The following is a 14,157-nucleotide window of genomic DNA, read 5'->3' on the forward strand; positions in this document are numbered from 1 at the left end:
GTTCTATCATATAGCAGAGGGCGAAGAATTTTGGCTCTTATCATACTTTTAACCATTTACAAAACCGGGATGCTCCCGATGCAACTCTGTCTGCATAAGCATTAAGAGTGCTAAAAACATTTCTTCTGCACCACTACAGGCGTTTAAACCGATTTGTCGCTGTGCTTGTACATGAGTTCCCTGCTGCCCTTCGAGAAAGCGAAAGTAATGCAGAAAGTTGAGCCATTGATTGATGTTGTTGGAGTCTGGTTGGGTTCTAATTGTTAAGAATCCGACTCCTATTTGAAATAGTGCTAGTTGGACTACTTTGTTGCCTTCTCCTGCTTCGCCAAAGTTAAAGGGAATTTTACCTATGGGAGTAATTAATTCCCACTGTGCTCGGAAACCAAAGATGTCGCGGGCTGCTTCGTTGAGTTTCCACAGGCGGGCTGTGGGTGGGTGATTGTCTGTGGGGTTGAGGTAGTTGGCGACGTGGAATAGTAAGTCGTCTTTGGGAAATGTTTGGGATTCCCATAGCATTTGATTTTGTCGTGCTGGTATTTGGGTTTGGGATATGGCGTTTTTGAGGGTTGGAAATTTTTTGGTTTCAAATAGAAATGGGTAGACGAAATAGATGAATGACCCGTTTTCGTCTACTGTTGCTGTGTTAAAGTTCACTGGTGTTACCTTTTTGGATGGGAGGGAAGGTCGATCGCTCTCGATGGTACATAATAATGGAAACAAGAGGCTTCATCTACAATTTTTGCTGAGCATTTTTTATATAAGTAAATAAAATATTTGTTAAAAATAGCCGAAAAGATGTTGTTTTTTGGGCTATAAATTTAAATATATGTGTTGATAGTTACGATCGCCCGAATGGATTGACTCGATCGCCCGAATGGATTGCAGATATTGCACCCTACAAGAATTACGATCGAGCTTTGGGCATTGTACAGTTAAGCAAGGGCGATCGGGTAGGCACTCTTGGCGCTACCCCTACAAGTTTTACAAATTTTTGGTCTGCCGTCTCTTCTAAGACTGGCGATCAGGGATAGGCACTCTTGGCGCTACCCCTACAAGTCTGGAATTACAGTCCTGGACGCATTAAGACTCCTCGAAACCGGGTTTTTTAGTTAATCTGGGTGCTCCAACGAAGGATTTTCGTAGAAAAACCCGGTTTCTGACGCAGCCTGCGTTCAGGGCTAAATTAGTAACTCGGATTGCCCGTAATAAACGCCGCCGATACCCACTGGTCTGTATTTTGCAAGCGGAACCAACGGTTTTCATTCTTCCCTTCCCGCGCATCCCAGTGAGTCGTGCCCACAGTGGTAGCGTCAAAAGTCCGGCTGTTATTGGTGGCGAGAGAGCCTACAACGGGGAAATTCGTTCCCGGCCCGCTGCGGACGTTTAAACTTCCATCGGCGGTGCCGTTGAATACCGGATTACCGGTGATAAAAGCGCCAGAAACCCACTGGTTTGTACCTTGAATGCGGAACCAGCGATCGTCATTGCGCTGTTCGCGAGCATCCCAAACAGTGGTACTGCGAGAAACTGCGTCGAAATTGCGGCTGGTGTTGGGAGTCAGCGAACCAACTATGGAACTGTTCGTTCCTGGGCTGCTGCGAACGTTAAGTTGTCCGTCTACTGTACCCCGGAACAACGTGCCAGTTACGGGATTCTGTGTGATGGGATTCTGTGTGGGATTTCCTGACAGATATACAAATTTAGCGCTATTAAAAGCACTGGTTCCGGGGTTAATAGTGCGCGAGTTGAAAGACATTCTTGCCGAGGCAAAATTGGCTTCGGAAATCACAAAAGAACCGTTAGCATTCACTCGTTCGACAAAGCCTACATGACCTACGCTACCTGCACCGCCTTGATTTGGGTCCCAGACTACAAAACTGTTAGCTTTTGCTTGACGGCCCCAGGAACCGGCCTGGTCGTCCCAAACACCTGCGTGACCGGAAATTTTTCCTCCTAAACCGCTATAGTTTTGAAGCAAACCTTTTTCTAAGGCTCGACCAAAAGCAAAGTCTGTACACCAAAGATAGGTGCCGCCAGTGCCGTTACTTGCAACAAATTTATTGCCGGAACGACTGTAATTAGCTGAGTTGAAGTTGATCTGAAATTCAGAGGGCGTTGATTGTTCTATGAAAACAGTTTTGCCGCCTAGGGTAATAGTTGCTGCATCGTCTTCTGATTTGAGAGCGAGAATTTCGGGTTTGCTCAATTCTTTGCCTCGAACAACGGCGGCAAAAATCTCGCCTTCATCGCCAGCAGCATCGGCAATATTGATTCGGGAGTCTATGAAATGCCCCATTTCTTCAAGCAGCACGCTTGCTACGGCTTCGGGATTGTTCGCGTTTTGCTGAATGTACTCTTTTGACAGATAAATCTCGCCGTTTAAGCTGTCAAAAGCACCGTTAGCGTTATTGATATGAGAACTGGAAATAACTGTCACTCGTGGCAGATTTTTGGTGTTGCCACTGGCGGCAGCTTGTACTATAGTTTGAGCGGCTGCCAAGTCAATGTCATCTCCAAAGGCGAGTTTCATATCTTGGTTGAAATTCGCTGCATTAGCAAAGCGTTTGAGATAGCTGCTAGCAATTTCTTGAGCTTGTTCTATGACTGAACCTGTGAGTACATCGGCTGTGTTAGATTGGGAAAGGTTGGCGGCGCTGGATGTTGCAGGGTTAACTGATATTGCTGATGGTTGCTGGCTGAGGATAAAGTTGCTGATATCTGGTGTTGGATAGTTGAGATTAAGTTCGGGTAGGAAAGTGCCGATGTCGGGTGAACTTTTAGTGGTTCCGGTAGGGAGTGTTTTTGCTAAAGGATCTAATTTTATATCGAAAGCAGTGGGGTCAACATTAGGGGATGTTTGCCAGGAGTTGCTGTTGTTGGAGAAGGTTGAATCTAACATGATTTTACGTTTTTATAAGTGGAAATTGCTGGTTCATTGCTGTTGTTAGTGACATCTTAATGCTGAGTTCCCGCGCTCCACTAGAGATTTTGTGCGAATGACAATTCGTGCGAATGACGATTTGATGTGGCAGATTTTGGGGTGAAATTGCAATGTTGTTGGTGCGAATGACGATTTAAATTAGGGCTTATATCAAATTCGGGGTTGATTTATGAAGGAGGCGGTTGAAACCGCGTCTACACAAACTTTCGTCCGCGCAACGCGAGACTCAAGAGTAAAGATTGTGACCCACCCAAAAATTCTCGCATTTACCCGCGAGTCCGCCAGGGGTTAAAAACCTCTGGCGGACTCTCGGACTTGCGGGTTGGGGGACTCTCCGATTTATTCGCGATAAACCTCAACAATGCGATCGCCAATATTTTTGATTTTCTCGACAAACTCCGGCGGCTTGACTACCTTGACACTGCCGCCAAACCCGATAATCCACTGCTCGAAATTGATATCATTTAAAGACCACTTTGGTAATACAACTCGAAACCGATGGGGAAATTTAGGATCTCCAGTTGGTTGCAAAGAAAACAGAGATTTCAATTCTTTAGGTTTTTTCCCTCCCGCAGGCGGTGACATTTTCATTACCGCAAATCTCTTAGTTCCTTCGGCAACAAAGCGAAATTTAGCGTCACTAAACCAAAGTTCAACAGTAATTTCTACCTGCGATCGGTCTTTTTTATCTAAGATGAGAAACTGCTGCTGCAAACTAGCGTTGTCACCGAGAAATATCCCGGCACTTCCTGCTAAAAGTTGATTCAGTTTTTGTAAAGATTGTTCTTGAGTCGGGCGATCGCGCTTTTTCCCTTGACGTTGACCCAAAAACAATCTGTCCAGCCTTTCAAAGCGCAACAAATGATGATCTTTTTTGCCTTCACACTCATAGCCCAAATACCAAGCAAAATTGTAAAATACTATTTGCAGCGGCCACGCTAAAAAGAAGCCGTCCACATCTCCCGAAAATCGACCGCCACCGACAAAACGACCCAATTCTAAGAGTTCTCCGGCGATAATTGCTGCTTCCATTTTGGCTAAGTTTTTTGACATTACGTCGTCAGGAAGGCTGTCGGTATCGACGATGCAGCGATTGGCGATCGCCTTTACAGGATAAGCGTCAGGAGAATTAAGTTTGCTGAGTTTCATCCGTTCTTGAAATGTTTGAAAAATTTCTAAAGCTGCCGGATCTTCTAAATTTTTGGCTTGAGATTGCAGGATTCCAAATATTTGATTCAGTTCGCGCTGCGATAAAATACCAGTACCTGCAAAGTAGCCGTGTCGCAAAGGAAATTCTGGCAATATCTGATAAGGTTTCAGGATTTTTTCAATATCTTTCTGTACGGTATCTAAAATATTACCGCTAAGAATATTATTTTCTGTGAGGCCTGCGATTAGTGCTTTTTGACTGCGGTTTTCGGAATTGGGTAAAAATGGGTGGTGAATGATAAACCGAATAATTTTTAGCAGCCGCTTGAATGGTTCTAAATCTGAGTAAGCGTGAGTGATTAAGTTTGAGTCTTCAATTATGGTAACATCAATATCGTTTTCGACTTCTCCCAAATCGCCGTTTTTAACTGTCCGCAATCCCATACTATTTTCGACCCCCCCCAACCCCCCCTTGGTAAGGGGGGGAGTAGTAGGATTTTTTTTGTCGTGTGGGGGAGTAATGGGATTTGTTCGATCGCCTAAAGAAATAGTGTTGTTTCCAATGCCGATTAGTTTATTTTGTTGCAGCCATTGCAAGTCGAGCGCAATTGTGTTATAATTAGCATAAATACTGCCTTTAACTTGGTGCATTACCGCACAAATTTCCTCAACTGAATCGGCAAAATGTGGCACTTTGCCCAAAATTGATTCTAACAATTTTGGGTCATTGATATGTAAGTATCCGATACCGGGATAGCGGATAATTAATGCTATTAAATGCAGCAAGCGATCGAAATCTTGCAGTTTTGAGTATTGGTGCAGGGTAATTTGACCATGTTTAGTGCGGTTGATGCGGTTGGTGCAGGCGCGATCGAGCTTTTGAATTTTGTTTTGAATATCTGTCATGTCAAACTCGCCGTCAGTTTGGGGAATACTGTTGACGGCTGCAAAGCCTTCTGCCGGAAGCGGCGGGAAGTCTTTCAGGGATTTGAACATATCGGCGATTACTTTATCTGGTACGATGCGATCGCGCTGTTGATTGCGCTGCTGGCAAGTTTCTAAGGGGGTTTTGAGATGCCAAGCCATCCACAATATGGGTTCTGATGTGCGATCGTCCCCAGGAGTGAGGGGGGAGTCGGAATTCAACTGCATGAGGAGTGACATTCGCCACGCGCGTTTGGCGTTGGTGGCATCGTAGATGACTGGTTGGTTAAGGGCGCTCGCGCTTCGGATTTGCTGTAGAATTTGATGTTCTATTTCTGTCCAATCTCCTTGAATGCTGGCATCGCCGTAGAGTTGTTCGCGAATTTCGTCGGTGGAAACAATCTGATAGTTTGCTAGGGGGGCTAGTTGTTGGGCAAAGGTTGATTTTCCGCTGCCTGGTGGGCCGATGAGAAGGTGACAAATCATGTTAGTTTTGGAATTGGGAATTGGGCATGGGGCATGGGGCATGGGAGGGTATTTATCGCAGTCCTTCATCTAATAATTGAGCGATTGCCCAGTCTTTTACTTCGCTATAGATGTAATGATGGGTGGAAGTACGGACGAATTGATGCAGGTATTCGGGTTTGACGATTCCTAAATTGCTGGTGAGGATTTTTGCCATGTTCTCAATTATGCGATCGGGAGGACAAATATCAGGATTTTCGGCTTTAACTTCCTGATACAATGAGTTCATGCGTTTTTTTGACATTCCTTTGCCGTGGTGAATCAATTGATTGCGATGGCTACACCAATAATCTAAACTTTCTAACAGCAATAGAATTTCCTGCCAAGCTTGCTGTTCCGAGGCTTGGTTGCGCTGTAGGATTTTTTCGCTGATGAAATTTCGCTTCTCAAAGCGGTTTTTCAAATAAGGAAAATCTATGTTAATTCCGATTTGTATGGCAGTTTTCTCTAAAACTCCTTCATAAAAAGAGCTGATTCTTGACAAAAAGTTAGCTATTTGGTCGAGATTGTAGTAAATGCGACACTGCGAGTAGAGATTTAACAGGGAGTCATAAGTTGAGACTTGCTTAACTAACTTTTTAGATAACTTAGAGGCTAGCTGAGAATTGTGTGCCAAAAAATTCTTAGCAGTTTGATTGTCTAAATTCAAACAATAATCGCCAATTTCCAGAGTTTTAACGATACGAGACAGTAATTCATTGCTAGCTGACAATTTAGGGTCGTTGATATATGGTTTTAAAAATTTCAAAGTTGTCAGCCAACCGTCTAGAATAGAAATGGCACCTCGAAAATCCCAGCGGGATTCTAGGATGATTTTAGCATCTTGATATTTCTGACTCCGCATATACCGCCAGTAGGATGTGAAATCGCATTCTGATGCTTGACCTCTGAGAATATTTTTAGGTGACAACTGAGGATTGATAAATAGTTGGTTGGTGACAGATGAGGCGATCGCCTGCATGGTCAAAGCTAACTGCATTTGAGGAGTTCCGCCTTTGATGGCTATTAAAATAGTTTGTTCGCTGCGAATGTGCTGGAAAAAAAACTGGTAGTAATAGTTGAGCAATTCGTCGCGATCGACTGCTGAGATGTGTTGAGGAATGACTTTACCTATCAATTCCAGGTCTGGGATTTCGCGCTTAAACCACTTTTTTAGAATGCTAAATAGATGGATAGAATCTGAGGGATACCCCAGAAAATTGAATTTTTCTTGACCAGATTTAGGATCTAAGATAAACTCAGGCTGGTCTGTAACAAAAATGTAAGCTTTTTTGACTTGAAAATTAGGGTCTTGGGTAGCAGTTTGCAAGACACCCCAAATCCGACCGGGACGAATGCGATCGTGCCAGGTTCCTGTTTGGTCATTTTCATAGGCTGCTAACAGTTTTTGAGTTAGTTCGCGAAATGAAAATGATTTTTGACCGTTTCTATTTTCGGTGACAGTAACTCCCAGTTCGGGACAAAGTTCGCTGATGATGTAACTTTGTCGCAATTGTGCGTCCCAGACAGTTTTTTCATCTTCTGTCAATCCAGATTCGTCTATATTTGGTTCGTTGCGATCGAATCCTACGGGGATGTAGTAGTCGTCAATTTTTACAGTTAAGTCAGATGTACCGATGTTGGCGATGAGAATTGCAGTCATGGCAGTTATTATTTAAGTGAAGACGATTAATTTTGAGGAAGCGGCCAGACTGGAATAGAATTTGGTGGCAAAGCGTTAGCAAAGGCGGCGCGATCGCGCTGATTTGCACCAAAAATAGTTACAGCTTGATAAGGTAGTTTGTTTTCAGGAAAGTTTGACTTAATCACGACATAGGAGGGGGTTGAACCATCCGCATTGTTACTAATCTGTCCGCCGACATTAGCATTTCCTTGTCCTTGCTGATTGACTCCTTTAAAGCGGTTGTCATAAAGTAAAATCAACGCCTTTCCCCGTATCTCTGGTGTTGTACCATTGCGTGGCCAATTATCAATCCCTTCGGGATGCTGTAATCTCTCGCAAGGTACTAAAAAAATTTGAGCGTTGTTATTCAAAACATCCTGATTGCGATGACCGGGAGTGCCAGGATTTCCGTTCCCAGGAATATCGCGGGAGGGTTGCACTGCAAGGAATGCGTTACGCACAGTGGGAAGAAATCTTGTTGTCCAAGTCGTTACATTGGATGACAAGCGTAATTTCTCTGATTTTAATTCCCAATGACATCCCCGCAGTCCTGGATAAGGGTGATTCCAATGCAGAGGGCGTCTTGAACCTCTTCCAATTCCTCCCAAATGTGATGCTAGTTCCAAGACTTTCTGTATCAAAATTAGATGATTCTCTTGCTTTGCTTCCAGGAGAATCATGCCACTGTAAAAATAGGGGCGATCGCGATCGCCTGTTTCCTCTTCTTCCCACTCCACCCCAATCCGAATAGTACCTACTTGGCTGGAAGGTTTGATCGTACCAAATAGTTCAGCTTCCAAAGTTTTACATTGATTTGGAGGATAAATGCCAAGGGCGATCGCCCGAAACCAATATCGCAACATCCCCCGTACCGCAGTCGGGCGAAATTCTGGCATTCGCTGGAAAGCCCCATACATCCCCGCTGTCCACAACTCGAATGTATAAAATTTTGTAAATAAATTATTAGTCGATCTTTTTGATGTTAGCGTTGTTCGCCCGTATCCCGAACTTACCCGCGAACCAATACCAGATGTTGCTAGAGTTTGTTCCAACCATATTTTAACTGTTTTTACGTCTTCTGGATTGTTACCTCTACTGGTAAGTGCTAAGCCAATCGCCAATTCGGGCTGTTCCATTGACAGCAAAGGATGGGGTTCTGGTTTGTATTTTATGCAACGATCGCCATCATCCCAATGCCAATTAGGATTTGCCATATCAACACTCAAACACGGCTTAGTTGGAAAAGCATCCAAAAATTGCACGCAACCAATCCCATTATCTAACGTACCTAACAATCGGTCTATTTCAGGTTGTTGGTTCTGTTTTGCCCAAGCCAGTACCGCCCCTTTAATGCTGCTTGAAGGGACGTAAGGAACGCCATATACGGGATGGAAAACAGGCAAAAGTATCTCTCGAAAGCCGCCAGTTCCTCCTACTCGCACTCGCCAGGGAAATTGGACAGTCAAAACTTCAGTAGCAATCAGCTGAGTTTTTGCTGTTAGTTGTTTGTAAAGCTGCTGACAAGTTTCTTCTGCTGCTACAGCAGCTTCTAAAGCTGGCTGATAAAATTCTCCAAATAAAGTTTGATTGAGAGCTTGCAAAGGACTGATAATTTGATTTCTGCGTTGCTGATTATTGCGATTATTAATCATACTTCTTCAGCCTCTCCTAATACTGTTGGCGCCCAAAATGACCATTCTTTAGCTAGCTGAATCGCTAAACGATTCAAAGCAGTGTAATTTCTTAAAGGCAGATGAATGAGAGTGCCTTCTTGATTAACATCAAAATCTGCACCGCTAAAAGCCTGAAGTTTGACCAAAAACTTCCGATAAACTTTGCCTTTATATATGGTATCCTCAGCAGTTCCTGCCTCAAATTTCCTCATATCTCCACTCAGTCGGTGCAATCCCCAAGTTGAAATATAAGCAGTTAAGCCTTGGATCAGTCCACTAGCTTTTTTATGGTGTTTATCTCTCAAATTATCTCTTTCTAAGTTAAAAATTTCCAACTCATCCTTGAGATCTGTCAGTGCTGTATAAGCTTCTTGACTAAATTTACGCGGATCTAGATTCATGATTTGCCCTCGTTAGTTATGCTATGTCGATCGATGTTTTAATGGTCTTCAAATCTACCCAACCTCTACCCAAACCTTCTAAACCTCCAAATTGCAGCCTTTTTGTCAGTATTTCGGGGAGTTTTTGGCGAATATTTTTAGTTTTTTCAGCATCTTTAGCTGCTTTCATTCCCCAAGGAAAGAACAACACTGCTTCTGGCGGAATCGCTTCTTCCGAACGGAAGGAACCGCCTTTTACTGTTTTGCTACCTTTTTCCAAAGCTACCCGCACTTCTCTTTGCAATCCAGTTTCTACCAACGCCACGCAATCTTCATCGCTCAAAACTACTAATTTGTTGATCAACTGACCGATAAGTCCATTATTGCCTGTTAATTCTTTCAGTTCTTTGTCAAGACTATTTTTTTCAAGTTGATTTAGTAGATTTAGATGCTGCTGTCTTAAGAGTGCTGTTTGCAGGTAAAGATTGTTGGTTTGAAAACTAACTAAAGCAGGTTGTTCTTCAGCAATACTTTCTCGCCATTGTTTAATTAAACCAGTCAAAGGAGAATTTGTTAACCAGCGATTCCAGCGATCGAGCCACAGGGGACAAGTAATCCAAACCAGATGGTGACTTAATGAAGCGATGGGAAAAAATAGAAGAGTAGCATCGGCAAACCAAACTTCTCCTTCTGTAGGTTGTTGCCCGCCTGTAATTTTTTGTCCGAAAAAAATTCCGGCTTCGGTTTCGTGACTGCGTTCTAATTCTGAGCGGATTTTTCCCCGCAAAGAAGAAGCAGGTAAATAAGGAAATTCGGTATGAACTTCGCGGGCAATTCCCATGAGGTTGCCTTCGTTGGCACTACCTCCAGTGTGCAAAGCAGTAAGTAGGTGTAAGTAAGTTATGTAAGTATTCATTATCTCGTTCCCCACAGTAGTTTTCCGTAATTTAATTGTTCAAAAGTTTTCAGCCAACTCCCGCCCCCTGATGGTAATAATCTTTCATCTTTTTTAGGCAGTTTCTCATTAAAAATGTAAACCGTCCCTGGTGGCACAAATGCCCGCTGTGGCAGCAAAGCAAATTCAGTATCTCCGTTATTTGAGGAGTTGAGACTTCGCCGCTTAATGCTAGATACTCCCCCCCAAAGTAAAGCCCGATCGCTCGCACATCCACTCAGCAAACCTTGCCAACTTTTCGGATAAACTCCATACACCGCTGTTTCTTTTTCTGCAAGTCCCGGCGTCAGTAAATAAGCAAAATTGCTGGCTTCTGTATTGCTGGCTTCTGTTGGTTCGGTAAAACCCTCTAAAGGCTGCCATTGTTTAAAATCTGGTAATGGCGAAACCAAGACTCGATGTCCTTCACCTCCCAAGCGCACAACCTCAGTTTTTTCTAATTTGTGGCTCATCCCAGCTACCAGTTTCCAGCCCGAATGCAATCGCACCGCTACTTCAGTAAAATATCCTTCCTCTTCTTTAACTTGTCTTTCCCCCGATTTCATCTGAATGTGCGGCATGATTTGAAGGCTCCAAGGATCTGGGTGAAAATACTTCTGTTTTTCATCCTTTGGTGGTTTTAGTGTTTCTCCCTTAAGGTATTGGCTTAATGCTTCAGCAGAAATCCAAGTCTGAGGCCGGCAAATAAATTCATTTTGGTTGAGTGCAGGAGTTACCATCGGTGGCAGTTTATCTTTATCAAAACCTAATTTTTCCATAGCTTCAGGAGTCATTGGCTGAAAGCGTAGGGTTCTGTCCCAATTATCTGTTTCTTCGTCTAAATCGTCTTCTGGTGTTTCTTGCTGATTTTCTGGCTTACTTTTAACCGCTAATAGATCTTTCGGAGTCGGCAACCACATTTGATTTCGTTCGTCCATTAGAAACGGACCAATAAATTTCATATTGCGCTGCTTGTTTTCATCATTTTTAGCAGTTAAAGGAAGCAGCGATCGCAAAGCCTGAAAAACTGTAACAGGCATTGGCGGAAATTGTCCTTTTGCCCAGGAACCTTCCCCCGGCACGAAAGGTTTAGCTTCCCGAAACAACAGCACATCTACAGGTTCGATCGCGTACCAATTTATCCAATCGTCCATCAGTTACTCTCCTCTTCCCCATTTATCTTGCTGCACCATCTTGTCTACCCAAAAAGCACTGAATCTCAACAAATTACCCAAATCTTGCGGTTGAATTCCTAAAGTTTTTTGAGCCTCGCTTGTTCTGAGCCAATCTTCTAAACTTAAATCAGCTTTTTGAGAATCAGCTTTTTGAGAATCAGCTTTTTGAGGTTTTAAACTCTTTACCCATTCCTCCCAAGCTTTCAACCATTCTAGTAGGGATGCTTCAACATTTTCATCCAGCGTCTTACTTTCATCTCGCCTATTGATAATTACTCGTGCTGCTTTCTCAAATAATTGACTATTTTCAGTAACGCAGGCACGTCGAGGCAATTCTTCAGCTAGGCGATAAAGTAGCGGGCTGAGTTCCTCTGTGGGAGACTTGACAAAACCGTACCAAGACTCTAATAAATTACCTTTCATTACCGCTTCCAATATATTGCCACCGCCGTAAATTACGCGGAAGCACAAGCCATCTTTACCGGGTAATTTTTTAGCTCTTTCCTTTTCAGCAGTCCAGAGACTTTCTAGCACTGTGGGTAAAGGTACGCTCTTGTGAGCAATTACAATTCCCGCGCTCATTGTTGCCCCTTTCCCCATTGTGAAATGAGGGCGATTTAGCAATCCTTTTATTGGTTGTCTGGGCTGCCAGTATCCTGTTGAATCTCCGTTTTCAGCGACATGATTAAATTCATTAAATGGGTCTTTACTGCCGCACCAAGCAGCTCGCAGTGACAGGAGATATTCTGGTAGATCGGCTAGTGGCAATACTGCCATTACATCATCGCCGCCACTGTAAACTACTTTACCGCAAAATCGCTTTTCTGTGATGTGAGGAACTAACCGATTTGAAAAATCTAATAAGGCGCGATTCATTCCGACATGAGTAGCTGGGCCCATGCGCTTTTTAGTTTCTTTCAAGCCTTGCAAATGCTCCGTATTTTCTAGGTAATCCTCGACTATATATTTTTTATAATTTTCCAGTTTGCTACCTGAAACATATTTGCCCATGCTATCGCCGTCAGCCAGAACAATTGCCCACCAATCAGCCGGACTGCCATCGCCAAAACCGCTATCTTTATGCGCTAGATCGACCAATTCTCTGATAGTTTCAAGTTGTTCTCCCTCCAAGCTCATATCTTCAGCCAACCACTTACTAGAAAACATGACTCCGTTATAATTTTGCCTCGCTAGATTTTGAGGGTTAATTCTGCGATCGGTTTTGTAAACGTGGAAACGACGGCCGCGCGTGCGAGCAGCAAATTGTTCTTGCTGTTCTGGCATTTCCTGTCGCATTAATTTATTAAGATTATTCCAATATTTCTGCACTTTGGGAAGATAATCGAAGGCAAATCTTGCTGCCGCGATCGAACTTAAATTAGGAAAGCGAATTAAACTCTCATAATCAAGGCGATCGCCCCCAGCAAATTCATCTTGATTAATTTTAATTCCCAAAGATTTAGCTACGCCACCGTATCCCCAAGCCATGCGCTTTGTTAATTCAATCGCATTCAGTTTTTCAGAACCGTTAAACACCCCCGGATAAACCTTTGCCATTACTTCCCAAAACAGTCGCATCGAACCCGCCGAGACTCCCCCACCTTCACAAAAGTCATCTCTATAAAGTAAATTGGGATGCACCGCACTGTATTGACCAGAAAGTGTAGAACGTTCCCCCGGTGCAGCCGGAATTTGCCAAGTGCGCGTGTTTTTGATTGATTGAATCAATCTACCGAGACGGGATTGAACGTTACCCCACCAAGTGCCGACATTAAGAGTTTTGTAATACATTTCTTCGGGTGGAGTTGGAGTAGATTGATTGGAACGAGAAGGCGCGATCGCCTCTTGTGCTTGTTTCCAATTATTATCAAATGCTTGGTTTTCATCTTCCTCAATACTCAGCGTTTGACCGCTATCACCTAAAGGAACGGCTGTCCAATAAGGTTCCCAAGAATTGTCGATCTGAGCTTCCCAAAGATGATTCCATTCCCAACATCCAGGCTGCTGCCATTTTTCTAAATCTCGGTTGTCAGCGGGAGTTTTGAAACCCAATTTGACTATTTTATTTCTGACTATTTTATCTGTGACTATTTTATCTCTATTTTCTTCGACTTTCAGCCATGCGATCGCTTTTGTTTTTATGTCTTCCCGCACTTTATGGGCGATATCTTGCCATTCTTTTTTAAGCCATAATTCCAGTTCTTTACCTAATTGTTCTGCTGCTGCCTTACCGGGAACTAGGACGGTAATTGTATTGGGAAAGCCTGCGGTACTCAAACTGGTTGATTGTCGGCCTTGAAAACGAGTAACTGGAGTTGTATTTGACTGCAATTCATTGAAATATTCTGCAAAGTCAGAATATTTTTGGATAATTAGCGCATCGATAATTTCCTGACTCCACAAAGAAGGGGTAATTACTGCATCCGGGCCGTATTTTTCGGCAATGTACCAGCAGAGTTTGGCACCTAAATAGTGCAGCAAGTATGACCCTGCCCAGAAGTCTAAAAACTTGCGCGATGCTTTAATAAATTCTTGGACTGGTGAAAAGGTAAATAACAATAAATACGGGTGTTTTTGTTCAACGGACTCCCCATCGGGAAACATCGCACCTGTTAAAGCAGAAACTGTCGCTTTGTGCGAGTGAATCGGGCAATCTGGGAGAATTTTGTGGGCGGGAACTAAGAGAGCATCAACTTGTTGATTTGCTAATATCTGGTTGAGTCGAGGGGGGATAGTCGGGTAAGGTTCAAGCGTCACCGCTCTCCCCTCCCCTAAGAACCGTGCATGAGA

At 43.5% G+C, this 14,157-nt stretch carries 10 protein-coding genes; 1 reads left to right on the forward strand and 9 read right to left on the reverse strand.

From position 1 onward, the window contains the following. Window positions 1–48: 48 nt before the first annotated feature. Window positions 49–657 (reverse strand): hypothetical protein, encoded by a 609-nt coding sequence (locus tag QUA16_RS32195; RefSeq protein WP_333108372.1) that lies wholly within the window; start codon window positions 655–657, stop codon window positions 49–51. Window positions 658–860: 203 nt separating this feature from the next. On the opposite strand from QUA16_RS32195, the gene QUA16_RS32200 reads away from it, so the two are divergent. Further along, window positions 861–1,034, forward strand: coding sequence for a hypothetical protein (locus QUA16_RS32200; protein WP_333108371.1), 174 nt, complete (start codon window positions 861–863; stop codon window positions 1,032–1,034). A gap of 152 nt (window positions 1,035–1,186) precedes the next feature. Here the strand turns inward: QUA16_RS32200 and QUA16_RS32205 are convergent, their stop codons facing one another. The 8 genes from QUA16_RS32205 to cas10 all read right to left on the reverse strand — a co-directional run. Further along, window positions 1,187–2,902 carry a CHAP domain-containing protein gene (locus QUA16_RS32205; protein WP_333108370.1) on the reverse strand — a complete coding sequence of 572 codons (1,716 nt, stop codon included), beginning with the start codon at window positions 2,900–2,902 and terminating at the stop codon, window positions 1,187–1,189. A gap of 381 nt (window positions 2,903–3,283) precedes the next feature. Next, the gene (locus QUA16_RS32210) at window positions 3,284–5,503 is read right to left on the reverse strand and encodes a WYL domain-containing protein (RefSeq protein ID WP_333108368.1); all 2,220 of its coding nucleotides are present in this window, start codon (window positions 5,501–5,503) and stop codon (window positions 3,284–3,286) included. 52 nt (window positions 5,504–5,555) lie between these two features. Continuing rightward, window positions 5,556–7,184: a hypothetical protein gene (locus QUA16_RS32215; RefSeq protein WP_333108367.1), complete on the reverse strand. Its 1,629-nt coding sequence runs from the start codon at window positions 7,182–7,184 to the stop codon at window positions 5,556–5,558. 26 nt (window positions 7,185–7,210) lie between these two features. Continuing rightward, window positions 7,211–8,857: an RAMP superfamily CRISPR-associated protein gene (locus tag QUA16_RS32220; RefSeq protein WP_333108366.1), complete on the reverse strand. Its 1,647-nt coding sequence runs from the start codon at window positions 8,855–8,857 to the stop codon at window positions 7,211–7,213. After that, window positions 8,854–9,279, reverse strand: a complete 426-nt coding sequence (locus QUA16_RS32225) for a hypothetical protein (protein WP_333108365.1) — start codon at window positions 9,277–9,279, stop codon at window positions 8,854–8,856. Before QUA16_RS32225 ends, QUA16_RS32220 begins: the two co-directional genes overlap by 4 nt. A gap of 16 nt (window positions 9,280–9,295) precedes the next feature. Beyond that, window positions 9,296–10,174 carry a type III-B CRISPR module RAMP protein Cmr4 gene (cmr4, locus tag QUA16_RS32230; RefSeq protein ID WP_333108364.1) on the reverse strand — a complete coding sequence of 293 codons (879 nt, stop codon included), beginning with the start codon at window positions 10,172–10,174 and terminating at the stop codon, window positions 9,296–9,298. Beyond that, complete coding sequence (locus tag QUA16_RS32235; protein ID WP_333108363.1) at window positions 10,174–11,346, reverse strand: type III-B CRISPR module-associated Cmr3 family protein; 1,173 nt, start codon at window positions 11,344–11,346, stop codon at window positions 10,174–10,176. Before QUA16_RS32235 ends, cmr4 begins: the two co-directional genes overlap by 1 nt. Window positions 11,347–11,349: 3 nt before the next feature. Further along, window positions 11,350–14,157: type III-B CRISPR-associated protein Cas10/Cmr2 (cas10, locus tag QUA16_RS32240; protein ID WP_333108361.1), on the reverse strand; the 2,808-nt coding region annotated here is incomplete at its 5' end.

The sequence above is a fragment of the Microcoleus sp. S13_C3 genome, from assembly GCF_036700905.1.
In the GTDB taxonomy this organism is placed as follows: Bacteria; Cyanobacteriota; Cyanobacteriia; order Cyanobacteriales; family Microcoleaceae; genus Microcoleus.

What these genes read in the sequence shown, in the direction of transcription:
- QUA16_RS32205 (WP_333108370.1), bottom strand. Translation starts at nt 2,902, where the DNA reads ATGTTAGATTCAACCTTCTCCAACAACAGCAACTCCTGGCAAACATCC.
- QUA16_RS32210 (WP_333108368.1), bottom strand. Translation starts at nt 5,503, where the DNA reads ATGATTTGTCACCTTCTCATCGGCCCACCAGGCAGCGGAAAATCAACC.
- QUA16_RS32215 (WP_333108367.1), bottom strand. Translation starts at nt 7,184, where the DNA reads ATGACTGCAATTCTCATCGCCAACATCGGTACATCTGACTTAACTGTA.
- QUA16_RS32220 (WP_333108366.1), bottom strand. Translation starts at nt 8,857, where the DNA reads ATGATTAATAATCGCAATAATCAGCAACGCAGAAATCAAATTATCAGT.
- QUA16_RS32225 (WP_333108365.1), bottom strand. Translation starts at nt 9,279, where the DNA reads ATGAATCTAGATCCGCGTAAATTTAGTCAAGAAGCTTATACAGCACTG.
- cmr4 (WP_333108364.1), bottom strand. Translation starts at nt 10,174, where the DNA reads ATGAATACTTACATAACTTACTTACACCTACTTACTGCTTTGCACACT.
- QUA16_RS32235 (WP_333108363.1), bottom strand. Translation starts at nt 11,346, where the DNA reads ATGGACGATTGGATAAATTGGTACGCGATCGAACCTGTAGATGTGCTG.